This window comes from Kiloniellales bacterium (genome assembly GCA_030066685.1).
GTDB lineage: Bacteria > Pseudomonadota > Alphaproteobacteria > Kiloniellales > JAKSBE01 > JAKSBE01.
The window spans coordinates 150,489-173,330 of the sequence record JASJBF010000032.1 but is presented as its reverse complement, the minus strand read 5'-3'; the positions used below and the strand labels follow the sequence as shown (position 1 = coordinate 173,330).

Sequence of the window (22,842 nt, the reverse complement as noted above, 5' to 3'; positions counted from 1 at the left end):
AATCCGAGGCTATTCAGCGACTTCACGTCTGCGTCGTTCGACGAGAACCCCTCCAGAGGAGAGTCGCGCCCCAATGCTGTCCCGTCTTCTGGGCATGCTGTCCGCCGACATGGCGATCGATCTGGGGACGGCCAACACGCTGGTCTATGTGAAGGGGCGGGGGATCGTTCTGAACGAGCCCTCGGTGGTTGCCATCGCCGAGGCCAAGGGGCGCAAGCAGGTCCTCGCGGTGGGCGACGAGGCCAAGCTGATGCTGGGCCGCACCCCGGGGAACATCCAGGCCATCCGGCCGCTCCGCGACGGCGTCATCGCCGACTTCGAGGTCGCGGAGGAGATGATCAAGCACTTCATCCGCAAGGTGCACAACCGGCGCAGCTTCGCCAGCCCGCAGGTCATCATCTGCGTGCCCTCGGGCTCGACCGCGGTCGAGCGCCGGGCGATCCAGGAGTCGGCCGAGGCCGCCGGCGCCCGCCGGGTGTTTCTCATCGAGGAGCCCATGGCCGCCGCGATCGGCGCCGGCCTGCCGGTGACCGAGCCGAGCGGCTCCATGGTGGTCGACATCGGCGGCGGCACCACCGAGGTCGCCGTGCTCTCCCTGGGCGGCATCGTCTACGCCCGCTCGGTGCGAGTCGGCGGCGACAAGATGGACGAGGCGATCATCGCCTACATCCGGCGCAACCATAATCTCCTGGTCGGCGAGGCCTCGGCCGAGCGGATCAAGAAGGAGATCGGCACCGCCTGTCCGCCCGAGGACGGCGACGGCCGGACCATGGAGATCAAGGGCCGCGACCTGATGAACGGCGTCCCCAAGGAGCTGATCATCTCGGAGCGGCAGATCGCCGAGGCCTTGGCCGAGCCGGTCGGGGCCATCGTCGAGGCGGTCAAGGTCGCCCTGGAGCACACCGCGCCGGAGCTGGCCGCCGACATCGTCGACAAGGGCATCGTGCTCACCGGCGGCGGCGCCCTGCTCGGCAACCTGGACTACGTCCTGCGCGCCTCCACCGGCCTGCCGGTGACCATCGCCGACGATCCCCTGTCCTGCGTCGCCCTGGGCACCGGGCGGTGCCTGGAGGAGATGCGGACCTTGAAAGGCGTGCTGATCAGTCCCTATTAGGGGGTATTGCGGCGCAGGCCACGCGCGGCGCTTGCCGCTTTATTGCTCAAGAGTTAACGATTAATATACGTTACGATTCCTAAGCTTAGCGCCGGAACGCGTGACCACGAATCCCGCCTTCTGGAGAGGCCTTTGAAAAAGCGCCCAAGCTCGGTGCTACGGTTGGCGTCCCCTTTCGGGGCGTGGGGCCAGCGCGTTGCGTTTCTGCTGCTGATCGCCGTTGCCTTCGCGCTCATGCTTCTGAGCCGGGCGGACTCGCGCTTCGCCGAGCAGGCGCGCACGGCCGTGTCGGACTTCTTCAGCCCCGTGCTCAGCCACTTCGCCAGCCCGGTCGAGACCATCGGCGACATCATCCAGCAGGTCCGGGATATGGCCGCGCTACGGGCCGAGAACGCCACCCTGCGCGCCGAGAACGAGCGCCTGCTCGCCTGGCAGGTGCGCGCCCAGCAGCTCGCAGCCGAAAATGCCGGCCTGCGGGAGCTCTCCAACTTCACGGCCGCGCCGGCGGCCGGCCAGGTCACGGCCCGGGTGATCGCGGACAGCAGCAACGCCTTCGTCCGCTCGCTGCTCGTGCTGGCCGGCAAGATCGACGGGGTGGTCAAGGGCCAGGCGGCAGTCACCGGTCAGGGCCTGGTCGGCCGGGTGACCGCGGTGGGCGAGCGCGCCTCGCGGGTCCTCCTGGTCACCGACATCAACAGCCGGATTCCGGTCCGTATCGACCGGACCCGAGAGCGGGCGGTGCTCGCGGGCAACAACTCCAGTTCGCCGGCGCTGATCTATCTGCCGCCGGAGACCGCCGTTCAGGTCGGGGATCGGATCGTCACCTCGGGCCACGGCGGGGTCTTTCCCAAAGGGATTCCGGTCGGGATCGTGACCGTGGTCGATGGCGAGACCATCCTGGTGCGCCCGCACTTCGACTGGAACCGGATCGAGTACCTTCGCCTGATCGACTACAAGCTGCCCGGCATCCTGGGCGGCCGCCCGGAGCGGGGGCCGGAGGCCGGCCCGTGAGGGGCAACGACTGGCAGCAGGTCGACACCGCGGTCCGCCTGATCACGCCGACCCTGCTGATCATCATCCTGGTGGTGGTCAGCCACGTGCCCTTGCAGATCCCGAACGCCGGGCCGGTCTTTCCCGACATCGTCCTGATCGCCATATACTATTGGGCGGTTCACCGCCCGGATCTCATGCCCTTCTGGGTGGTCTTCCTGATCGGCCTGCTTCAGGATCTGCTCGGTGGGGATGCCTTGGGCGTAAGCTCGATGATCTATCTCGCGGTCTTCTGGACCGTCGTGGCGCAGCAGCGCTTCTTCATGAGCCGCTCCTTCGGGGTCGTCTGGGCGGGCTTCGTCGTGGTCGGGGCCGGCGTGGTGCTGCTGTCCTGGGGTCTGCACGCCCTGATCCTGGGGCGCTCGGTCCACATCGGCCCGGCGCTGTTCCAGTACCTGACGACCATCGCCGCCTATCCGCTGCTGGCCTGGATCTTTGCCCAGACCCAGCGCCTGGTGCTCAAGTGAGGCCGGAACCTTGGACCTGAGAAACGCCGACCAGGGGCGCTACAAGCTCTTCACCCGCCGCGCCGCGATCGTGGCCGGCAGCCAGTCGCTGCTCTTCGCGGCGCTGGCCGGGCGTCTCTACTATCTCCAGGTGCTCGAAGCGGACCGCTACGCGACCCTGGCCGAGGACAACCGGATCAACCTCCGCCTCCTGCCGCCGCCGCGCGGGCGGCTCTTCGACCGCCTGGGCACCGAGGTCGCGATCAACGAGCGCAACTACCGCGTCGTGCTGGTCGCCGAACGGGCGGGGGACGTCGCCCGGACCCTGGCGTCGCTGGGCCAGATCGTCGATATCTCCGAGGACGACCACAAGCGGATCCGCAAGGAGCTGCGGCGCAACCGCGCCTTCGTGCCGGTCACGGTCCGCGACAACCTGAGCTGGGAAGAGGTCAGCCGGATCGAGCTCAACGCGCCGGACCTGCCGGGTGCCGGGATTGAGATCGGTCAGGTCCGGCACTATCCCCATGGCCCGGCGATGTCCCAGGTCCTGGGCTACGTCGCGCCGGTCTCCGAGAACGAGCTGAACGACGACCCGCTGCTCCAGCAGCCGGGCTTCCGGATCGGCAAGAGCGGGATCGAGAAGACCTACGACCTCGACCTGCGCGGCGCCGCGGGCCGCAGCCACGTCGAGGTCAACGCCTTCGGCCGCATTATGCAGGAGGTCGAGCGCGAAGAGGCGACCGCCGGCAAGGATATGATGCTGACCATCGACGCCGAGCTGCAGCAGTTCGTCTACGAGCGGTTGAGCACCGAACGCAGCGCCTCGGCCGTGGTCATGGACGTCCATTCCGGCGAGATCTACGCCCTGGCCTCCTGGCCGGGCTTCGATCCCAACGAGTTCCACGTCGGCATCTCCTCGAAGCGCTGGCGCGAACTGACCACCGACCCGCTGTCGCCGTTGTCGAACAAGGCGATCACCGGGCTCTATGCGCCAGGCTCGACCTTCAAGGTCCTGGTCGCTCTGGCGGCCCTCGAGGCCGGGATCAGCCCTGAGGAGCGCTTCGTCTGCCGCAACGAGTGGCGGCTCGGCCGGGCTCTGTTCCACTGCTGGAAGAAGAAGCCCGGCCACGGCGCGATGGACCTGCGCGACGCCATCAAGCAGTCCTGCGACATCTACTTCTACAACATCGCCAAGCAGCTGGGCATCGACCGCATCGCCGACATGGCGACCCGTTTCGGCATCGGCAGCCAGAACGGCATCGACCTGCCCAACGAGCGCAGTGGGCTGATGCCGACGCGCGCCTGGAAGCTGGGCGCCATCGGCGAGCGCTGGCAGGGCGGCGAGACCGTGATCACGGCGATCGGCCAGGGCTTCGTCCTGACCACGCCCCTTCAGCTGGCGACCATGACCGCGCGCCTGGCCAACGGCGGCTTCGCGGTCACCCCGCACGTGATGCGCGCTGCCGTCCCCGACCCCGTGATGCAGCCCGAGGGCGAGGACGAGGCACCGGTGTCGCCCTACGGCTATCCTTCGATCGGCATCCCGCAACACCACCTGGAGCAGGTGCTCGAGGCCATGGATGCCGTGGTCAACGAGTGGCGCGGCACCGCCTACGGCAAGCGGATCGATATCGAGGGCATGGAGATGGCCGGCAAGACCGGAACCTCCCAGGTTCGCCGGATCACCCTCAAGGAACGCCGGGCCGGCATCAAGAAGAACGAGGAGAAGCCCTGGCGCTTCCGCGACCACGCCCTTTTCGTCAGCTTCGCCCCGGTGCACAAGCCGCGCTACGCCTGCGCCATCGTGGTCGAGCACGGCGGCGGCGGCTCCAAGGCGGCGGCGCCGATCGCGAAGGACATCCTGCTGGAGGCCCAGAAACGCAATCCGGCCGGGCTGGTCACCCCGGACGTCGCCGACGCCCCGCTGCCGGCGCCCAAGCCGAAAGAGACGAGCGGCTGACGCCATGTCCATGGGGTACTCGTCCTTCCGGCGCAACGTCGACCAGAGCCTGGGTCAGAAGATCCTGCAGGTGAACTGGGGCCTGGTGCTGACTGTCGCCGGCATCGGTGCGGTCGGCGTGGTCATGCTCTATTCGGCCGCCCAGGGCAGTATGGATCCCTGGGCCTCGCGCCAGCTGATCCGGCTTTTTGCCGGGCTGCTGCTGATGCTGGCGCTGGCTCTCGTGGATATCCGGGTCTGGTTCCGCTACGCCTATCTGATCTATTTCGCGACCCTGGCCATGCTTTTCGCGGTCGAGCTCGGCGGCTCGATCGGCATGGGCGCCCAGCGCTGGCTCGACCTGGGCTTTGTCCAGATCCAGCCTTCCGAGATCATGAAGGTGGCCCTGATCCTGGCCCTGGCGCGGTATTTTCACGGCCTCAACCAGGAGGACGTCGCGCGTCCGCACTTCCTCCTGCTGCCCCTGCTGCTGATCTTCGCCGCGGCCGGCCTGGTGCTCAAGCAGCCCGACCTCGGCACCGCCGGGGTGCTGATCCTGATCGGCGGCGCGCTGTTCTTCACCGCCGGCGTACGGATCTGGAAGTTCGCCCTGATACTCGTCGCCGGCCTCTCGGCGATCCCGATCGCCTGGCAGTTCCTGCACGACTACCAGCGCGCCCGGATCAAGACCTTCCTAGACCCAGAGCGCGACCCTCTGGGCGCCGGCTACCACATCCTGCAGTCCAAGATCGCGCTCGGCTCCGGCGGCATGGGCGGCCGCGGCTTCCTGCAGGGCTCCCAGAGCTACCTGAACTTCCTGCCGGAAAAGCATACCGACTTCATCTTCACCATGCTGGCCGAGGAGTTCGGCCTGATCGGCGCCCTGACGGTCCTCGGCCTCTTCCTGGTCGTCCTGGCCTACGGCCTGGCGATCTCGCTCAGGGCCCGCAACCACTTCGGCCGCCTGCTGGCCCTGGGCATCACCTGCCACGTCTTCCTCTACGTCTTCATCAACGTCGCCATGGTCACCGGCCTGATCCCGGTGGTCGGCGTGCCCCTGCCGCTGATCTCCTACGGCGGCACGGCCTTGCTGGCGGTGATGTGCAGCCTCGGCATCCTGATGTCGGTCTACGTCCACCGGGATATCAGGATCTCCCGCCGCGGCCTCCAGGGCGAGGACTAGCCGGCCCCCGCTTGCGGAGGGCTTGGGCCCATGGAAAAGTCCCGCGCGATGCCCTAAAAACTCCCGAACGATCCACGGCCGCCCGCGGCGGCCAGCACGCGAAGGAGTCTTCGGCCGTGTTCAAGCAGGTCAAGGCCCACGACCTTTTCCCGACCCCGATCTGGTCCCTCGATCTGGAGGACGAGGTCGCCGAGCGCCTCAACCGGCAGATCCTGGTCCAGCTCGACCGCCTGCTGTCGCCGCGGCCGGAGATCCCCATCGGCGCAACCTGGCAGACCGACCAGAACCTGCACACCCTGCCGGCCTTCGCCGAGCTGACCGAGGGCATCAACAAGGCGGCCCGGGGCGCGCTGGACTTCATGAAGGTCGACTACTCGGCCTTCGAGATCACCGCCTGCTGGGCCAACATCAACCCCAAGGGCAGCCTCAACACCAGCCACACCCACCCCAACAACTACCTTAGCGGGGTCTACTACGTCAGCGTGCCCAAGGGCTCGGGCGTGATCGTCTTTGGCGACCCGCGCGAGGCGGCCGCCGCGATCCTGCCCAAGGTCACGGAATACAACGCCTACAACGGCAACGAGGTGACCTTCGAGATCAAGGCCGGGCGCTTCATCCTCTTTCCGGCCTACCTGCGCCACGGGGTGCCGGTGAACCGCAGCGAGGAAGAGCGGGTCTCGATCGCCTACAACATCATGTTCAGCGCCTTCACCCAGGAGATGAGCCGCCCCCTGTGGAGCGGTATACCGCTCGACGAGGCCTAGGCGGTCCCGGGGATTTTTCGGGCATTCGGGCTTCCCAAAGCGGCCCGGACTTGCTATCAACCCGGCCTCAGTGTGGGGCGCATAGCTCAGTTGGTAGAGCAGCTGACTCTTAATCAGCGGGTCCAAGGTTCGAGTCCTTGTGCGCCCACCAATTTTCCCATACATATCAGAGCCCTAGGCCGGTGGGGCGCGATCGATTTGCGTCGGGAGGGTGCCGCGGATTTCCGAGGCTCGGTCGAGGATGGGATCCGCCTAGCGCGCCTTCGGCCGCGAGGCTTTGTCGGGCGTTCCCGGCGGCCTTGGCCAGGCTGCCGGGCGGCAGGTCCGGATGGCCGTTGATCCGGCGGCGGAGGATCCGCCGGACCGGAACGCGACCCCGAACGCCGGAAACTCATCGAGCGCTCTCCTCTCCAGGCAAGGTGCAACGTCGGGAGCTTCCTCGAGGCCGGGCGCCGGCTCGGCGTAACACCGCAGAGATAGGGGCGCCAAGGCACCGATCCCCGGCCTGCAAAGGCCCGGGCGCCGGCGGCATCCGGGCGCGGCAACCCGACTAGCCGCGGTCCCTTTTTCGCCCTCGGCATGTGATATCGGTGACATCCGACCCGCCGGCCTTTGCGTAAAACTTGCCACAGGTAAATATTTCGATCGATGCCCTAGCCTCCCGAACGCGGAGCTTCACCATGCGATTCGCACCGCTCGTCCTTGCCGTCCTCGCCCTCCTGCCCCTGCAGGCGCTCAGCGAGGAGCCGCCAGGGGCGCACGCCTTCGGCTTCACCTCGATCGAGGGCGAGGCCCTGCCGCTGGAGCGCTTCGCCGGCAAGGCGGTGCTGGTGGTAAACACGGCCTCGCGCTGCGGCTTCACCCGGCAGTACGGCGACCTCCAGGCGCTCTGGGAGCGCTTCCGGGACCGCGGATTGGTGGTGCTGGGCGTGCCGTCCAACGATTTCGGCGGCCAAGAGCCGGGCAGCGAGGCTGAGATCAAGGAGTTCTGTGAGGTCAACTTCAGCGTCGACTTCCCGATGACGGAGAAGGTCCGCGTGCGGGGTGCGCAGGCGCATCCCTTCTATCGCTGGGCCGAGACGACGCTGGGCCCCAAAGCGACGCCGCGTTGGAACTTCCACAAGTACCTGGTGGCGCCGGACGGTCGCCTGGTCACCTGGTTCCCGACCCAAACCCGGCCGGACGCCGAAGCCGTGATCGAGGCGATCGAGGCCCACCTGCCCGCCGCCCCGGCGGCCAGCGGCTAAGCCCGGCATGACCGGACCCGTCCAGGGCGACGCCGCGCCACCGATCGAATCAGTCTGGGACTATCCCCGTCCGCCCCGGCTCGAGCCCGTCGCCGAACGGCTGCGTGTGGTCTTCGCCGGGCATGTGGTGGCGGAGACCGAGGCGGGCTTCCGGGTGCTGGAGACCAGCCATCCGCCGGTCTACTACTTTCCGCCGGACTCGGTCGTCCAGGAGTTCCTGGTGCCCGCTCCCGGCCGTTCCCATTGCGAGTACAAGGGCCGGGCCGGCTACTGGAGCCTCGAGCTGCCCAGCGGCCAGCGCGCCGAGCGCGTGGCCTGGAGCTATCCCGAGCCGAGCGCCGCCTTCGCCGCGATCCGCGACCACTTCGCCTTCTACGCCTCCCGGGTCGAGTCCTGCTGGGTCGGGGAGGAGCGGGTGAAGGCGCAGGAAGGCGACTTCTACGGCGGCTGGATCACTGCGCGCATCGCCGGCCCCTTCAAGGGCGGGCCGGGCACCTTCGGCTGGTAAAGCCGGCGGCGCCCCTTCAGGCCCCGTCGAGCTCGGCGCCACCTTCGGCCTTGCGGCGGGTGACGAAGGCCTTTAGCTCCTCGCGAATCGCAGGGTCGAGCGGCGGCGGCTCGAAATCGGCCAGGACCTGCTTGTAGATCCGGTTGGCACGCAGGGTGGCATCCAGGCTGCCGGTCTCCTGCCAGGTCTCGAAGTTGCGCCAGTCCGAGACCAGCGGCGCGTAGAAGGCCGTCTCGTAGCGGGTCATGGTGTGTGCCGCGCCGAAGAAGTGCCCGCCCGGCCCGACCTCGCGCACTGCGTCCAGCGCAAGGGTCTCCGGGGTCACCTCGATCTCCTCGAAGAAGGCCGCCATCATCTGCAGCATTTCGACGTCGAGCACGAACTTCTCGAAGGAGGCGGTCAAACCGCCTTCCAGCCAGCCGGCGCCGTGCATCAGGAGATGCGTGCCGCCCAGCAAGGCGCCCCAGAGCGCCATCTCGGATTCGTAGGCGGCCTGGGCGTCGGGCGCGTTGGATGCGGTCACGTTCGAGGAGCGGTAGGGCAGGCCGTAGCGGCGCGCCAGCTGGCCGCCCGCCATGGCCGCCTTGGCGTATTCCGGGGTGCCGAAGGCCGGCGCGCCCGACTTCATGTCGACGTTGGAGGTAAAGCCGCCGTAGGCGACCGGTGCGCCCGGCTGCGCGACCTGGGACAGGGTGAGGCCGGCCAGGGCCTCGGCGTTCTGCAGCACCAGGGCCCCGGCCAGGGTGATCGGCGCCATGGCACCGGCCAGGGTGAAGGGGGTCAGGATCATCAGCTGCCCGGCCCGCGCCATGTCGATGATGCCGCGCGCCATGGGGACGTCGATCTGCAGCGGCGTGTTGGTGTTGATCACCGTGTAGACGCTCGGCTCGCGCTGGAACCGCTCGACGGAAACACCCCGGGCGATGCGCACCATCTCGAGGGCATCGGCCACCGGCTGCCGGCCCCGCGCGAAGACGAAGGGCACCTTGTCGGAGAGAGTCAGCATGGCCAAGGAGGTCTCGAGATGGCGGAACCGCGGCTCGACGTCGACCGCCTCGACCGGCTGGTTGACGATGTGAATCACATCGAAGTGCTGGGCCAGGCGGATGAAGTCGCAGAAATCCGCCAGGCTGCCGGCGCGCCGGCCCTGCTCCAGGTCGCTGGCGTTGGGCGGGCCGCCGACGGTGAGAAATGCGAGCTTGTCGCCCCCAACCTCGACGTCGTGTGAAGGATTGCGGGCGTGCAGCCTGACCGTGGAGGGCGCCTTGGCGATCACCTCCAGGACCAGCCCGCGGTCGAAGCGGACTCGGCGGCTGCCCTCATCGACCTCGGCGCCGGCTGCGCGCAGGAGCGCGCGGGCCTCGTCGAAGAGGATCCGCAGGCCGAGGTCTTCCAGGACCTTCAGCGAGGCCTCGTGGATCGCCTCGACCTGATCCTCGGTCAGGATCTCGACCGGTGGATAGGGATTGCGAAGTTGCCGCCAGGGGAAAGCGGCCGGCGCCGCCGCGGCGCGCCGCCGAGCGCCCGCGCCGCGGGTCCTCCGACCTCTGGCTCCTTCCATGGCATACCCTTTCGCGCTTCACGTTAGGAGCTTTCGTGGCCTCAGGGAACGCGAATTCGCCCTCGCGATTTGCCGATCGATCGATCGAAGCCGTCATGTCTCGCGTGTTCCTCCGATCGCGGCGTTGCGTCGCGCTGCAACCTGATCCAGAGTTGAAGCCGGCATTTTCTACCGAGGGGTCGGGTCGTACCCGCCCGGACTCCGCAACCAGCAGGGGGCAGACGATGAACTTTGTTCCGGATTGGGTGAAAACGGCTTTTCGGCGCGAGCGCCGGACTCTCCTTGCCCTGGGCGTCGCGCTGACTGTCCTGCCAGGCTTTGCCTTCGCCGACTCCGAAGGGCGCGAATCCTTAGGCATTCCAGGGGTTCGCGGCGGCGTCGTCACGACCAGCGAGCCCGCGGCGGCCGAGGTCGGTGCGGAGATCCTGCGCCAGGGCGGCAACGCGATCGACGCGGCCTCCGCTGTCGCCTTCGCGCTCAATGTCCTCGAGCCGCAATCCTCCGGTATCGGCGGCGGCGGGTTCATGATGATCCACCTCGCCGACGAGAAGGAGACCTTCGTCATCGATTCCCGGGAGACGACGCCGGCGGCGGGCTCTCCGGACATGTTCCTGGACAGCAACGGGAATGCCTTCGGCTTCTCGATCCGCTCGACCAGCGGCATCGGTGTCGGCGTGCCGGGCATGGTGCGCGGCATCGAGCTCGCCCAGGAGATGTGGGGCGAGAAGTCCTTCAAGGAAATCCTGCAGCCGGCCATCAAGCTGGCCGAAGAGGGCTTCCGGGTGTCGTCGCGTCTCGAGGACAGCATCGCCGGCGCCATCGCGCCCGGCGGCCGGCTCGCGAACGAACCCGGCGAGGCGGCCTACGACGAGGCGCGGGCCGTCTTCGCCCCGGGCGGCATCGGCCTGGTGCAAAACGATCTCCTGGTCCAGCCCGATCTGGCCAAGACGCTGAGGACCTTGGCGGAGGATGGCCCGAACGCCTTCTACAGCGGCCCGATCGCCGCGGCCATCGTCGCGACCCAACTCAACACGCGTCAGACCTTCATCGACGATGCGGGGAACCTGCAGAACATCTCGCCTGAGGATCAGGCGCGGCTGCAGGGCCGCATGACCCCGGCCGATCTCGCCGGCTACGAGGTCGCGGTCCGCGAGCCCGTCGAGGGCGATTATCGGGGCTTCCGGATCGTCTCCATGCCGCCGCCGTCGTCGGGTGGCCTGACGGTGATCTACATCCTCAAGGCCCTGGAGCGCTTCCCGATCGGCGACGAGTCCGAAGGCTTCGGCTTCGGCTCGACGCGGACCCTGAACGTCATGATGGAGGCCATGCGCCTGGCCTTCGCCGACCGCGCCGTCTGGATGGGCGACGACGACTTCGTCGAGGTGCCCTCGCGCGGCCTGATCAGCGACGGCTACATCGCAACCCGCACCGTTCTGATCGATCCGGACGGCCGCCAGGACGACGTCGAGGCCGGAGATCCGCGGCCCTTCGACAGCGCCGGCCTGCCGCCCAAGGTGCAGTTCGCCGCGACCCGAGAGAACCCGGAGGAGGGCTTGAACACCACGCACTTCACGATCGTCGACCGCGACGGCAACATCGTAACCTACACCAACACCATCGAATCCGGTTGGGGCACCGGGCTGATGGTCCCGGGCTGGGGCTTCCTGCTCAACAACGAGCTGACCGACTTCAACCGTGTGCCGGCCTTCGACCCCGACTCCGACAACTTCAACCCGGGCGCCAACGACGCTGCCCCCGGCAAGCGGCCGCGCAGCAGCATGTCGCCGACCCTCGTCTTCAAGGGCAGCCGGCCGGTCGCCGCCTACGGCTCGCCCGGCGGCTCGACCATCATCAACTCGGTGGTCAACACCACCATGAACCTGATCGACCACGAGAGGACCGTTCAGGAGGCCGTCGACGCGCCCCGGATCTCCCAGACCAGCGCCGGCGGCTCGCCGACCTTCGAGGCGGGCTTCGACCTGGAGGTCATAGAAGAGCTCAAGGCCCTCGGCCACAACCTGGCGGACAGCCGCCTGCGGGTGATCGGGTCGGTGCAGGCCGTCGTGATCGACGGCGACAAGATCCAGTTCGGCGCGGCCGATAGGCGCCGGATCGGCGGGGTGAGATCGCTCGAGACCGCCGCCTCGGGCGACGACGACGATGACGACGATTGACAGCGGCGGTCCGGCGTTCCTAATGGAGTGCCTGGCATAGCTCGAACGCCCGGGCCGGCCGGCTTCTGGTGGAAGCAAAGGCGGGCCCGGGTGTTTCTCTCGGTGTCAGGTCCTGTCTTGAACGACGCCGGGAATCCATCGTGCAATTGCGCCTTGGCTACGCTTTCGCCCTTGTCCTTGGTTTTTTCACCCTGTCCGCCTGCGGAAACGCCGAATACGTCGAACCGGAAGTCGTTGCCGCCGGCCGAGACAGCGTCGCCGTGAGGACGAAGGCCTGGGTGGATGCCCAGGCGGCGGCGCGCTTCCACTGCGCGAAGATGGGCAAGAAGGCCCAGACCATCCGGCGCCGGCCGGACCAGGAGGATCCCAGCCTCAGCATCTACGAATACGACTGCCTGGTCACCGACAAGCGCTGAAGCAGCCCGCGCCCGCGGGAGGATCTCCTCCGGATCGCCACTCTTGGGCATGGCAAGAGTGGTGACCGGGGGCTAATCTGCGGCCAAGCATAGGAGGCGGCGCCCGGCGCCGCACGACCGGCCGAGGCCGGGACGGCGACCGGTTCCGCCAGGCAGATTGGAGAGGGAAGGACATGAGGGGAAAGATTGCGGCAGGGGCCGCTGCGTTCCTGCTTTCGGCCATGGTCGCGGGAGGCGCCCTGGCCCAGGAGATCCACGTCGCCACCACCGCCATCGTCGAGCACCCGGCGCTGGACGCGACCCGCGACGGGGTCCGCGACGAGCTCAAGGAAGCCGGCTACGAGGTCGGCAAGAACCTGACCTTCACCTACGAAAGCGCCCAGGGCAATCCGGGCACCGCGGCGCAGATCGCCCGCAAGTTGGTCGGCGAGAAGCCGAGCGTCATCGTGCCGATCTCGACTCCCTCGGCCCAGGCCGTGGTCGCCGCGACCAAGGACATCCCGGTGGTCTTCACCGCGGTCACCGACCCGGTCGGCGCCAAGCTGGTCGGCTCCCTCGACAAGCCGGGCGGCAACGTCACCGGCATGTCGGACCTCTCGCCGATCGGCAAGCACATGGCGCTGATCAAGGAGATAACGCCCCGGGCCGAGACCATCGGCGTGCCCTTCAACCCCGGCGAGGCGAATTCGGTCATCCTGCTGGAGCTGATCCGCAAGCACGCCCCCGACCACGGCCTCAAGGTGGTGGAGGCGCCGGCGCCCAAGTCCGCCGAGGTCCTGGCCGCGGCCCAGAGCCTGGTCGGCAAGGTCGACGCGATCTACGTGCCGACCGACAACACCATCGTCTCCGCCTTCGAAGCGGTGGTGAAGGTCGGGGTCGAGAACCGGATTCCGGTCTACGCCGGCGACACCGACTCGGTGCCGCGCGGCGCCGTCGCCGCGCTGGGCTTCAACTACTACGACATCGGCCGGCAGACCGGGAAGATGGTGGTCCGGATCCTCAAGGGCGAAAAGCCAGGCGACCTTCCGGTCGAGGGCGTCGAGATCACCGAGCTGCACGTCAACCCGATCATGGCCGAAAAGATGGGCGTGGCCCTGCCCGAGGCCGTGGTGGCGCGCGCCAAGACCGTCGTGAAGTAGCCGCCGGGGCCGGCCGGGCGTCTGCGGCATGAACGAGATCGCCTTCCTCGGGGCGCTCGAGATCGGCCTGGTCTACGGTCTCGTCGCCCTGGGGGTCTTCCTGTCCTTCCGGGTGCTCAACTTCCCGGACCTGACCGTGGACGGCAGCTTCCCGCTGGGCGCGGCGGTGACTGCGGCCCTCATCGTCGTCGGCACGAATCCCTACCTGGCGACCGGGGTGGCGATGCTGGCCGGGGCGGCGGCGGGGGTGGTGACGGCCTTCCTCAACCTGCGCTTCAGGATCCTGCACCTGCTGGCCTCGATCCTGACCATGATCGCGCTCTACTCGATCAACCTCAGGATCATGGGCCGGCCGAACCTCGCCCTGATCACCGAGCCGACCGTGCTGACCCCTTTCGAGGGCCTCGGCCTGCCGGGCTTCTACCTGAAGCCGCTTTTCGCCCTGGCGGTGGTGCTCGCGGCCGGCGGGCTGCTGGCGCGCTTCCTGGCCTCGGACTATGGCCTCGGCCTGCGCGCCACCGGGGCCAATGCGCGCATGGCCCGGGCCCAGGGCGTGGCGACCGGGCGCAGCACCTACTTCGGCATGGCGCTGTCCAACGCCATGGTCGCTCTGGGCGGGGCGCTCTTCGCCCAGATGAACGGATTCGCCGACATCACCATGGGCACCGGCACCATCGTCGTCGGCCTGGCCGCGGTCATCGTCGGCGAGGTGGTGCTGCGCAGCCGGATCATCGTCATCGCCGTGGTCGCCTGCGTCATGGGCTCGGTGCTCTACCGCATCGCCATCGCCCTGGCCCTGAACGCCGACGTCCTGGGCCTGCAGTCCTCCGACCTCAACCTGGTGACCGCGATCCTGGTCGCCGTGGCCCTGATCCTTCCGGGCGCGCGCAACCCGATCAAGGCGCTCTTCGCCAGGGCGAGCGCGCGATGATCCGCGTCGAGGACCTCGAGGTCACCTTCAGCCCGGGCACGGCGATGGAGACCCGGGCCCTGCAGGGCATTGGCCTCGACATCGCAGCCGGCGAGTTCGTGACCGTGATCGGCTCCAACGGCGCCGGCAAGTCGACTCTGCTGAACTGCCTGACCGGCGACGTGGCGCCGAGCCGGGGCCGGATCCTGATCGACGGCAGCGAGGTCACCCGCTGGCCGGCGGAGCGGCGCAGCGCCCTGGCGGCCCGGGTCTTTCAGGACCCGATGGCCGGGACCTGCGAGGGCCTGACCATCGAGGAGAACCTGGCCCTGGCCGCCACCCGGGGCGCGCGGCGCGGCTTCGGCCTGGCCCTCGACGCGGCCCGCCGGGCCGAGTTCCGCGACAAGATCGCCCGCCTGGGCCTGGGGCTGGAGGACCGCCTGGGCGACCTGATGGGCCTGCTCTCGGGCGGCCAGCGCCAGGCGGTGAGCCTGATCATGGCGACCCTCCGGCCGACCAAGATCCTGCTCCTGGACGAGCACACCGCGGCGCTCGATCCGCGCATGCAGGACTTCGTGCTCAAGCTGACCCGCGACCTGGTCGAGGCGGAGCGCCTGACCACCCTGATGGTCACCCATTCGATGCGCCAGGCCTTGGCCTTCGGGTCGCGCACCGTGATGCTGCACGAAGGCCGCATCGTCTTCGACGTCAAGGGGCCGGAGCGCCTGCAGCTCGGCGTCCCGGACCTGATGGCGCTCTTCTCCAGGGTCCGCGGCGAGGAGCTCGACAGCGACAAGCTGCTGCTGGACTGAGGCCTCCATCACCGAAGCTTGACCCGGACTCCGCGGGTCGGCGACCATGCCGTCGGTCTCAGCTTCGGGGAAAGCGATGTTTCGGAGGATTCTGGTCGGGGTCGACGGCTCGAAGCCGGCCTTGAAGGCAGTCGAGACGGCGGCAAGGCTGGCGGTGATCCACGAGGCGGAGCTGATCCTGACCCATGTCGTGCAGGTCCCGGCGATCGCCGAGCAGGTGATCAAGGCGGTCGCCGATCCCGGCGCCAAGCCGAAGCAGGTCATGGAGCGCCTGAGCGGGGAGATCCTCGGCGCTGCCTCCTGCCATGCCGAGGAGAGCGGGCTGGACTCCGGTCTGATCTCGACCCTCAGCGCGGAAGGCGACCGGGTGAAGCGGATCGTCGAGGCGGCAAGGCGGCTCAAGGCCGATCTGATGGTCCTCGGCCGCCGCGGGGCGCCGGCTCAGGGCATCGGTGGCCTGGCCCAGAAGGTTACCGTCCAGGCGCCTTGCCCCTGCCTGATCGTGCCCTGAAGACCCTCTGCCTCCGAGCGGTGCGGCGTGCTCAGCTCACCATGCCGGAGCCGCCGACGATCTGCGCCGGCAGGACCTTCTTCAGCTCGGCGTCAATTTCCGCACGCCGGGCGAAGCTGGACTGCGTGCCCTCCCGGACACAGCAGAGGCCGGCCGTGACGGCGGCGAAGCGCAGGGCCTCCTGCAGGGTCTTGCCCTCGTCCAGGGCGGTCGCAAGGCCGCCTACGAAGGCGTCGCCGGCGCCCGTGGTGTCGACCGGCGTGATCGGCAGGGTCGCCACCGCCAGGACCCCTTCGGGGCTGTAGGCGGCGGCCCCTTCGCCGCCCAGGGTCACGATGCAGGTCAGACCATAGCGGGCGGCCAGGGTCTCGCCGATCTCGGCGGTGTCCTCGACGAAGATCTTCTCGGCCTCGCCGACCATGCGGGCCTCGATCTCGTTGACCACCAGGATGTCGACCTTGGCCAGGGTTTCCGCCGGCACCGGCGCCGCCGGGGCGACGCTCAGCAGGATCTTGGTCCCGGCCGCCTTGGCGCGATCGATCAGCGCCCAGTTCTCCTTGGCGGTGACCTCCATCTGCATGACCAGCCAGGTCTCCGGCCCGAGCAGCTCGTCGGGAACCTGATCGGCCCGGGCCTCCAGGTTGGCGCCGCTGGCGACCGCGATGGCGTTCTCGCCCTGGTCGTCGACCATGATCGAGGCGCAGGCGGTGCCGGTCTCGCCGCGGCCGACGTTGGCGACGTCGACCTCGTCCTCGCGCAGCAGGGAGGTGGCGAAGTCGCCCCATTCGTCCTTGCCGACCTTGCCGACCATGCAGACCTGGCTGTCGTTGCCTGCCCGGGCGGCGGCCAGGGCCTGGTTGGCACCCTTGCCGCCGGGCACCAGGAAGTAGCGCCCGCCCAGCACCGTCTCGCCGGGCTGGGGCAGCTTGTCGACCTGCATGAAGAAGTCGGCGTTCAGTGAGCCGAATACGACGATCATGGACCCCTCTTACCCCTGATTCCTTGCCGGCAGGTTAGCAGACTTCGGCCGGGCGGAAACCCAGAGTTCCCGGGCCGGGCGGCGTTATCAGGTCCCGCCCGCCTCGCCCCGGGCGATCGCCAGGGCGTCCTCCAGGACCTCCGGATCGCCGATGTGGTTGGCAAGCAAGAGGATCAGCTTTGCACTGAACTTGTGGCTCTCCGCCTCGTCCAGGTCGCGGTAGGCCTCGATCAGCCGGGCGTAGAGCTCGTCCGGCTGCGCCAGGCGGGCCTCGGTCGAGAGCTTGGCCATCAGGCGACCCCCATCGCGTCGCCGTCCGCCGCGGGCGCCCGTCGCCCCAAGGCGCGGTCCCGGGCGGCCAAGACGGCGGCCGGATCGAGACGGCGGCCCCGGGCGACCAGGTGCTGGTCCGGGCGGAAGAGGTACCAGGTCCCGGGCCGGGCATCGTAGCGCCGGGCCGCCAGGCCCTCGCGGTCGACAAGGCGCGGCAGCCTGCCGTCGCCGCCCGTTTCTGGGGCCAGGCGCAGCACCCGGATCCCTTCTTCTTGGAGCGCTTCGAGGCCCGCAGGCTCGCCGTCCTCGGCGAAGCACAGCAGGGTGAACCCGGGGCCGATGTGGCGCAGCAACCAGCCCGGGCCCTCGGCGGTCTCGACCGGGGCGTCCGCGGCGGGGCCGCCGGGCCGGACCCGGCCACCGAAGGCCTTGCCATCGGGCGCGGCGAGCGGTGAGTCGACGGCGTCGTAGGGCAGGGAGAGGCGGCCGCTGTTGACCAGCCCGCGGGCGAAGGGGCAGGTCTCGGCGAGCTCGAGCACGGCGTCGCGGAAGGCGCGGCTGACCGCGCTCTTGGGCGTGATGAAGTCGGTCGCTCGGGTCGAGTTCAGGATGTTCTCGTCGGCCGCCGGGACGCGCTCGGCATCGTAGCTCTCCAGCAACGCCGCCGGCGCCGCGCCGCGCAGCACGGCCTCCAGCTTCCAGACCAGGTTATCGGCGTCCTGAACGCCGCCGTTGCCGCCGCGGGCGCCGAAGGGCGAGACCTGGTGCGCCGAATCGCCGAGGAAGAACACCCGGCCGTGGCGGAAGCGCTCCAGGCGGCGGCACTGGAAGGTGTAGACCGAGATCCACTCCAGCTCGAAGTCCTTGTCCTCGCCCAGCATGGCCTTCAGCCGCGGCACCACGCGCTCGGGCTGGCTCTCGGCTTCCGGGTCGGCGTCCCAGCCGAGCTGAAGGTCGATACGCCAGACGTCGTCGGCCTGGCGGTGCAGTAGGGCCGACTGCTCGGGGTTGAAGGGCGGATCGAACCAGAACCAGCGCTCGGTCGGGAAGTCCGCCTTCATCAGCACGTCGGTGATCAGGAAGCGGTCCTGGAAGACCTGGCCCTTGAACTCCAGGTCCAGGGCCTCGCGGACGAAGCTGCGGGCGCCGTCGCAGGCCAGGAGGTAGTCGCAGGTGAGTGCGTAGGGGCCCTCCGGCGTCTCGACCTGCAGGCCGACCCGGTCCCTGTCCGGGCTCACGCCCGTCACCTTGTTCTTCCAGCGCAGGTCGACCAGGCCCGTCTCCTCGGCGCGTTCGACCAGCCATTCCTCGACGTAGTACTGCTGCAGGTTCACGAAGGCCGGGTTCTCCTCGCCGCCCTCCGGCAGCAGGTCGAACGCGAAGAGCTGCCGGTCCTTCAGGAAGACCTTACCCAGGTTCCAGGTGATGCCCTTGGCCCGCAGCTTGTCGCCTATGCCCAGGCGGTCGTAGATCTCAAGGGTACGCTTGGCGAAGCAGATCGCTCGGCTGCCGTAGCTGACGGTATCGTTGTCGTCAAGCACCACCGAGGCGATGCCCCGGGTCGCCAGGTCGACCGCCACGGTCAGACCGACCAGCCCCGCGCCGACGACGATCACCGGATGGTGAGCGGGCGCGTCGGCATCCTGATCGACCGAACGCAGATAGGGATAGACGGGGTTGGTATAGGTCTTCGGCATGTCACCTGCGCCGCTGGAGAAGGCTATTCTTCACGGGCCACCACCTCCGCTGTCATGCCCGGACTTGATCCGGGCATCCATCGAGCAAGCGGCACGATGGATTGCCGGGTCGCGCGAAGCGCCGCGCTTACGCGCCCCGGCAATGACAGTAGAGGAGGCGGCGGAAGCGGGGGCATAAGATCACAAGCGCCTCAAGCTTCGCCCAGCGCCTTCAGGCCTCCGCGCTCTTGACCGGCTGGTCCTGCTCCAGGGCCTTCCACATCTCGACGTCGCGCTCGGCGGTCCAGATCCGGGGGTCAGCGATGCCGCTGGCCTCGTCGTAGGCGCGGCTGACGTCGAAGGGCATGCAGTGCTCGAAGATCACCCAGTTGCCGAACTCCGGCTCCAGCGCGGCGAAGGTCTCGTCGTAGATCCGCTTAAGCGGCTTGCCGGCCTGCACGCCGGCTTCGACGCTGTCGTACATCTTGGTCAGAAAGGCCCGGGTGCCGTCGATCGCGGCCTCGGACTCCGCCTGCGTCTTCAGCGCCGCGCCGCGGCCCGGCACAAGCTTCTCGGCCCCCAAGCTGCGCAGTCGCGAGAGGGTCTCCGGCCAGTCCTTGAGGTAGGCGTCGCCGGTGTAGGGCGTCGCGCCGTACTCGACCAGGTCGCCGCTGAACAGGACCTTCTCCTCGGGCAGCCAGACCACGGTGTCGCCCTTGGTGTGGCCGCGGCCCAGGTGCAGGATCTCGACCGGTTTGCCGCCCCGGTACATGGTCAGCTTCTCTTCGAAGACGATATTGGGCCAGGTCAGCCCGGGCACCGACTCGACCGAGTCGAAGAGCCGAGGGAAGCGCCCGACCTCGGACTCGTAGTCCTGCTGGCCACGCTCGGCGATCAGCTCGTAGGTGCCACGGCTGGCGATGACGTTCTCCGGCTTGTAGGCCGAGGCGCCAAGGACCCGCACCGCATGATAGTGGCTGAGGACCACGTGCTTGATCGGCTTGTCCGTCACCTTGGCCACGCAGTCGATCACCTTCTGGGCCATCACCGGGGTGGCCTGGGTGTCGATCACCAGGACCGAGTCCTCGCCCACGATCACGCCGCTGTTCGGGTCGCCCTCGGCGGTGAAGGCGTAGAGCCCGGGCCCGAGCTCGTCGAAGGTGATGGTTTTCTCGGTCAGGTCCGCCTGGGACGCGAAGACCTTGGCCATGGCTCTGTCTCTCCCGTTTTTCGTTTTTCAGCCGGCGGCGTCGCGGCGCCGCACCTCCTGGTCGATGGCGCCGAAGATGCTCCGGCCCTCGGCGTCCAGCATCTCGATCCGGATCCGGTCGCCGAAGCTCATGAAGGGCGTGCTCGGCTTGCCCCGGTCGATGGTCTCCAGCATGCGCACCTCGGCCAGGCAGGAGGAGCCGACCGAGCGGTCCACGTTCGACACCGTGCCCGAGCCGACGATGGTGCCGGCGCCCAGCGGCCGGGTCTTGGCCGCGTGGGCGATCAGCTGCGGAAAATCGAATGTCATATCCACCCCCGCGTCGGGCCGCCCGAAGAGCTCGCCGTTGAGGTGGCTGAGCAGCGGCAGGTGGAGCTTGCGGCCGTCCCAGGCCGCGCCCAGCTCGTCCGGGGTGACCGCGACCGGCGAGAAGGCGGTCGGCGGCTTGCCGTGGAAGAAGCCGAAGCCCTTCGCCAGCTCGCCCGGGATCAGGTTTCTGAGCGAGACGTCGTTGACCAGCATGAAGAGCCGGATGTGATCGCCCGCGGTCTCCGCCGTCGTCCCGGCAGGCACGTCGTCGGTGATCACCGCGACCTCGGCCTCGAAGTCGATGCCCCAGGCCTCGTCGGCGGCCAGGATCGGCTCGCGGGCGCCCAGCAGGGTGTCCGAGCCGCCCTGATACATCAGGGGGTCGGTCCAGAAGCTCTCCGGCATCTCGGCCCCGCGGGCCTTGCGCACCAGCTCGACGTGGTTCACGTAGGCGGAGCCGTCGGCCCACTGGTAGGCCCGGGGCAGGGGCGCGGCGCAGGCTTCCGGATCGAAGGGCGCAGCCTCGGGCGCGGCGCCGGCTTCGACCCGGGCGAACTCCGCCTCCAGCTTGGGGCCGTAGCTCGGCCAGTCCTCCAGCGCCTGCTGCAGGGTCGTCGCCGAGACCGCGTGGGCGGCCCGGGTCAGGTCCCGGCTCACCACGACCAAGGTGCCGTCGCGGCCACCCTCCTTCAGCGATGCAAGCTTCATCTCGGCCTCAGCCCTCGCCGTTGCTCTTCCAGGAGTCGACGTAGCCCGCCCACTCGACGCCGCGGGCGCCGGCGCCAAGCTCCAGGGCGTCGCGGGTGTCGACCATGATGGCGTACTCGTCGGTGGCCGGCTTCTTCTGCTCGAAGGCGTTCTTCAGGGCCTTGGGGTGCGGCCCGTGGGTGAAGCCGCAGGGATGGAAGGTGACCATGCCGGGGTGGATGTTGTCCCGGCTGAAGAAATCGCCGGCGTGGTAGAATATCACCTCGTCGTAGTCGTCGTTATTGTGGAAGAAGGGCACCTTGAGGGCCTCCGGCGCCGACTCGAAGGGGCGCGGGGCGAAGGTGCAGACCACGAAGCGGTTGCCGACGAAGGTGGTGTGGGCCGAGGGCGGCAGGTGGTAGCGGTGGCTCATCAGCGGCCGGATGTGCGCGACGTTGATCCGCACCGGCGCCAGGTCGCCCTTCCAGCCGACCGCGTCCAGGGGGTTGAAAGGGTAGGTGACGGTGGAGACCGCGCCGCCGCGCTTGACCCGGACCTGCCAGGTCTCCTCGTCCTGCTGCGCCTTGAAGGCCTCGTCGATGGCCGGGACGTCGAGCATCGCCGGGTCGAAGATCGCGTGGTCGCCGACCATACCCTTGTCCGGCAGGGTGTAGCTGGCGTTGGTCGCCTCGATCAGCAGCGCCGTCACCGGCTCGCTGCAGTCCAGTCGCCACATGGTCGAACGCGGCAGCATGACGTAGTCGCCGGCCGCGACCGCAAGGTGGCCGTAGTCGCAGTAAAGGTCGCCCTGGCCCTGATGGATGAAGAGCAGCTCGTCGCCGTCGCCGTTCCGGGCCAGGTGGTCCATGCGCAGAGGCGCGCGCCAGAAGCGGATCTTGACGCTGGCGTTGTGCAGGATCTCGTCGGCCTCCCAGGGCGAGCCCTGCTCGGCGTTGAGGCGGGTCAGGTCGAAGGCGCGCGGCCGCAGCGGCCCCTCCCAGTCGACCCAGCCGGTCGGCGGATGGCGGTGGTACATGTGGGTCGCCGGGCCGAAGAAGCCCTCCTTGCCCAGCTCGCGCTCGAAGGTGTCGGGCGGCAGGTCGGCATGGGCCTGGCGGGAGGCGAGGCCCTCGACGCGGGGGAAGGAGATGTACTTGCGCATGTCCGGCTCCTGTTCCGGCTCAAGGGGCGGCGCGCGGCGCGTCCGACAGGAATAAACATCGGCGCGGCCTGGAACCCGGCCGGTCGCTGCAGATTGGTTTCGGCGCTTGCCAGCGCTTCGATCTCTTAGCTAATGTTCATTTCATATGAAACAAGTGTCAAGAACCAAAGCTCCGGGCGGAAACGGCGGCCTGCGCCTCGATCTCTTCCTGCCCTACCGGCTCAGCGCCCTGGCGGGGCGGACCAGCCGCCTGCTCAGCAGCGTCTACGAGGCCCGCTTCGGGATCTCGATCCCGGAGTGGCGGGTGATCGCCCACGTGGCGGCGCACGACGCCCTCTCCCTGCGCGAGGTCAGCCGGCTGACCCATCTGGACAAGGCGACCGCCAGCCGGGCCGTGGCGCGTCTCGAGACGCATGGCTTCCTCGCGAAGCGGATCAATCCTGCCGACCGCCGCCTGGTCGAGCTCTCGCTGACCCGCAAGGGCCGGCGGCTGTTCAAGGAGATCGAGCCACTGGCCCTGGCCTTCGAGGCCGAGCTGCTCGGCGGTCTTTCGGCCGAGGACATCGCGCAGCTGCACGGCCTGATTGCCCGGCTGGATCGCCGGCTCGACGAACTGACGGCCGAGCGCGAGGCTTGAAAGTCCGCTGATTTCGCCGGGAGTTCCCCGGTGTGACGATTTGTTTCTTGACAATCGTCTCACGTGAAATGAAGTTTCCCGGAAAGGGGGCCCGCAAGGCCGGAAGATCGCACGCAAGGGATCCAACGGCACTCT

22 protein-coding genes and 1 tRNA gene are annotated in these 22,842 nt (G+C 68.7%); 16 read left to right on the top strand and 7 right to left on the bottom strand.

Going from position 1 to position 22,842, the window contains the following annotated elements:
• Positions 1–73: 73 nt before the first annotated feature.
• The 9 genes from QNJ30_19015 (at position 74) to QNJ30_18975 (ending at position 8,251) form a co-directional block, all read left to right on the top strand.
• A complete protein-coding gene (locus QNJ30_19015; GenBank protein MDJ0945564.1) occupies positions 74–1,114 on the top strand; it encodes a rod shape-determining protein in 1,041 nt (346 codons plus the stop codon).
• 132 nt (positions 1,115–1,246) lie between these two features.
• Positions 1,247–2,125: a rod shape-determining protein MreC gene (gene mreC / locus QNJ30_19010; GenBank protein MDJ0945563.1), complete on the top strand. Its 879-nt coding sequence runs from the start codon at positions 1,247–1,249 to the stop codon at positions 2,123–2,125.
• Positions 2,122–2,631, top strand: coding sequence for a rod shape-determining protein MreD (mreD, locus tag QNJ30_19005; protein MDJ0945562.1), 510 nt, complete (start codon positions 2,122–2,124; stop codon positions 2,629–2,631). Before mreC ends, mreD begins: the two co-directional genes overlap by 4 nt.
• Before the next feature lie 10 nt (positions 2,632–2,641).
• Positions 2,642–4,570, top strand: coding sequence for a penicillin-binding protein 2 (gene mrdA / locus QNJ30_19000; protein ID MDJ0945561.1), 1,929 nt, complete (start codon positions 2,642–2,644; stop codon positions 4,568–4,570).
• Between the two features lie 10 nt (positions 4,571–4,580).
• Positions 4,581–5,732, top strand: coding sequence for a rod shape-determining protein RodA (gene rodA, locus QNJ30_18995; protein ID MDJ0945560.1), 1,152 nt, complete (start codon positions 4,581–4,583; stop codon positions 5,730–5,732).
• Between the two features lie 116 nt (positions 5,733–5,848).
• A complete protein-coding gene (locus tag QNJ30_18990) occupies positions 5,849–6,496 on the top strand; it encodes a TIGR02466 family protein (protein ID MDJ0945559.1) in 648 nt (215 codons plus the stop codon).
• A gap of 75 nt (positions 6,497–6,571) precedes the next feature.
• Positions 6,572–6,647, top strand: a tRNA-Lys gene (locus QNJ30_18985).
• 529 nt (positions 6,648–7,176) lie between these two features.
• A complete protein-coding gene (locus tag QNJ30_18980) occupies positions 7,177–7,743 on the top strand; it encodes a glutathione peroxidase (protein MDJ0945558.1) in 567 nt (188 codons plus the stop codon).
• A gap of 7 nt (positions 7,744–7,750) precedes the next feature.
• Positions 7,751–8,251 (top strand): DUF427 domain-containing protein, encoded by a 501-nt coding sequence (locus QNJ30_18975; protein ID MDJ0945557.1) that lies wholly within the window; start codon positions 7,751–7,753, stop codon positions 8,249–8,251.
• A gap of 16 nt (positions 8,252–8,267) precedes the next feature.
• Here the strand turns inward: QNJ30_18975 and QNJ30_18970 are convergent, their stop codons facing one another.
• Positions 8,268–9,812 carry a trimethylamine methyltransferase family protein gene (locus QNJ30_18970; protein MDJ0945556.1) on the bottom strand — a complete coding sequence of 515 codons (1,545 nt, stop codon included), beginning with the start codon at positions 9,810–9,812 and terminating at the stop codon, positions 8,268–8,270.
• Between the two features lie 224 nt (positions 9,813–10,036).
• On the opposite strand from QNJ30_18970, the gene ggt reads away from it, so the two are divergent.
• The 6 genes from ggt to QNJ30_18940 all read left to right on the top strand — a co-directional run bounded on the left by ggt (position 10,037) and on the right by QNJ30_18940 (position 15,774).
• Positions 10,037–11,986 carry a gamma-glutamyltransferase gene (gene ggt / locus QNJ30_18965; GenBank protein ID MDJ0945555.1) on the top strand — a complete coding sequence of 650 codons (1,950 nt, stop codon included), beginning with the start codon at positions 10,037–10,039 and terminating at the stop codon, positions 11,984–11,986.
• A 140-nt stretch (positions 11,987–12,126) separates the two neighbouring features.
• Positions 12,127–12,402, top strand: a complete 276-nt coding sequence (locus tag QNJ30_18960) for a hypothetical protein (GenBank protein MDJ0945554.1) — start codon at positions 12,127–12,129, stop codon at positions 12,400–12,402.
• Between the two features lie 173 nt (positions 12,403–12,575).
• On the top strand, positions 12,576–13,541 hold the full coding sequence (locus tag QNJ30_18955; GenBank protein MDJ0945553.1) for an ABC transporter substrate-binding protein: 966 nt from the start codon (positions 12,576–12,578) through the stop codon (positions 13,539–13,541).
• A gap of 28 nt (positions 13,542–13,569) precedes the next feature.
• Entirely contained in the window at positions 13,570–14,472 is a 903-nt protein-coding gene (locus tag QNJ30_18950; protein ID MDJ0945552.1) for an ABC transporter permease, read from the top strand.
• On the top strand, positions 14,469–15,263 hold the full coding sequence (locus QNJ30_18945) for an ABC transporter ATP-binding protein (protein ID MDJ0945551.1): 795 nt from the start codon (positions 14,469–14,471) through the stop codon (positions 15,261–15,263). Before QNJ30_18950 ends, QNJ30_18945 begins: the two co-directional genes overlap by 4 nt.
• A 76-nt stretch (positions 15,264–15,339) precedes the next feature.
• Positions 15,340–15,774, top strand: coding sequence for a universal stress protein (locus QNJ30_18940; protein MDJ0945550.1), 435 nt, complete (start codon positions 15,340–15,342; stop codon positions 15,772–15,774).
• Positions 15,775–15,805: 31 nt separating this feature from the next.
• Here the strand turns inward: QNJ30_18940 and QNJ30_18935 are convergent, their stop codons facing one another.
• The 6 genes from QNJ30_18935 to QNJ30_18910 form a co-directional block, all read right to left on the bottom strand.
• Positions 15,806–16,753, bottom strand: coding sequence for a ribokinase (locus tag QNJ30_18935; protein MDJ0945549.1), 948 nt, complete (start codon positions 16,751–16,753; stop codon positions 15,806–15,808).
• Positions 16,754–16,840: 87 nt separating this feature from the next.
• Positions 16,841–17,044, bottom strand: a complete 204-nt coding sequence (locus tag QNJ30_18930) for a DUF2783 domain-containing protein (GenBank protein ID MDJ0945548.1) — start codon at positions 17,042–17,044, stop codon at positions 16,841–16,843.
• Entirely contained in the window at positions 17,044–18,723 is a 1,680-nt protein-coding gene (locus QNJ30_18925; GenBank protein MDJ0945547.1) for an FAD-dependent oxidoreductase, read from the bottom strand. The genes QNJ30_18930 and QNJ30_18925 overlap by 1 nt, the downstream gene beginning before the upstream one ends.
• A gap of 211 nt (positions 18,724–18,934) precedes the next feature.
• Positions 18,935–19,912 carry an MBL fold metallo-hydrolase gene (locus QNJ30_18920; GenBank protein MDJ0945546.1) on the bottom strand — a complete coding sequence of 326 codons (978 nt, stop codon included), beginning with the start codon at positions 19,910–19,912 and terminating at the stop codon, positions 18,935–18,937.
• A gap of 27 nt (positions 19,913–19,939) precedes the next feature.
• On the bottom strand, positions 19,940–20,929 hold the full coding sequence (locus QNJ30_18915) for a fumarylacetoacetate hydrolase family protein (GenBank protein MDJ0945545.1): 990 nt from the start codon (positions 20,927–20,929) through the stop codon (positions 19,940–19,942).
• Positions 20,930–20,936: 7 nt separating this feature from the next.
• A complete protein-coding gene (locus QNJ30_18910) occupies positions 20,937–22,070 on the bottom strand; it encodes a homogentisate 1,2-dioxygenase (protein MDJ0945544.1) in 1,134 nt (377 codons plus the stop codon).
• A 154-nt stretch (positions 22,071–22,224) separates the two neighbouring features.
• On the opposite strand from QNJ30_18910, the gene QNJ30_18905 reads away from it, so the two are divergent.
• Positions 22,225–22,707, top strand: a complete 483-nt coding sequence (locus QNJ30_18905; GenBank protein MDJ0945543.1) for a MarR family transcriptional regulator — start codon at positions 22,225–22,227, stop codon at positions 22,705–22,707.
• The last annotated feature ends 135 nt before the right edge of the window (positions 22,708–22,842 follow it).

Bases quoted from the DNA above. Each gene is read 5' to 3' on its own strand.
- QNJ30_18925 (MDJ0945547.1), bottom strand. From the start codon at position 18,723: ATGCCGAAGACCTATACCAACCCCGTCTATCCCTATCTGCGTTCGGTC.
- QNJ30_18920 (MDJ0945546.1), bottom strand. From the start codon at position 19,912: ATGGCCAAGGTCTTCGCGTCCCAGGCGGACCTGACCGAGAAAACCATC.
- QNJ30_18945 (MDJ0945551.1), top strand. From the start codon at position 14,469: ATGATCCGCGTCGAGGACCTCGAGGTCACCTTCAGCCCGGGCACGGCG.
- QNJ30_18955 (MDJ0945553.1), top strand. From the start codon at position 12,576: ATGAGGGGAAAGATTGCGGCAGGGGCCGCTGCGTTCCTGCTTTCGGCC.
- rodA (MDJ0945560.1), top strand. From the start codon at position 4,581: ATGGGGTACTCGTCCTTCCGGCGCAACGTCGACCAGAGCCTGGGTCAG.
- QNJ30_18910 (MDJ0945544.1), bottom strand. From the start codon at position 22,070: ATGCGCAAGTACATCTCCTTCCCCCGCGTCGAGGGCCTCGCCTCCCGC.
- QNJ30_18935 (MDJ0945549.1), bottom strand. From the start codon at position 16,753: ATGATCGTCGTATTCGGCTCACTGAACGCCGACTTCTTCATGCAGGTC.
- QNJ30_18980 (MDJ0945558.1), top strand. From the start codon at position 7,177: ATGCGATTCGCACCGCTCGTCCTTGCCGTCCTCGCCCTCCTGCCCCTG.
- QNJ30_19015 (MDJ0945564.1), top strand. From the start codon at position 74: ATGCTGTCCCGTCTTCTGGGCATGCTGTCCGCCGACATGGCGATCGAT.
- ggt (MDJ0945555.1), top strand. From the start codon at position 10,037: ATGAACTTTGTTCCGGATTGGGTGAAAACGGCTTTTCGGCGCGAGCGC.
- QNJ30_18915 (MDJ0945545.1), bottom strand. From the start codon at position 20,929: ATGAAGCTTGCATCGCTGAAGGAGGGTGGCCGCGACGGCACCTTGGTC.
- QNJ30_18970 (MDJ0945556.1), bottom strand. From the start codon at position 9,812: ATGGAAGGAGCCAGAGGTCGGAGGACCCGCGGCGCGGGCGCTCGGCGG.
- QNJ30_18930 (MDJ0945548.1), bottom strand. From the start codon at position 17,044: ATGGCCAAGCTCTCGACCGAGGCCCGCCTGGCGCAGCCGGACGAGCTC.
- QNJ30_18940 (MDJ0945550.1), top strand. From the start codon at position 15,340: ATGTTTCGGAGGATTCTGGTCGGGGTCGACGGCTCGAAGCCGGCCTTG.
- QNJ30_18975 (MDJ0945557.1), top strand. From the start codon at position 7,751: ATGACCGGACCCGTCCAGGGCGACGCCGCGCCACCGATCGAATCAGTC.
- QNJ30_18950 (MDJ0945552.1), top strand. From the start codon at position 13,570: ATGAACGAGATCGCCTTCCTCGGGGCGCTCGAGATCGGCCTGGTCTAC.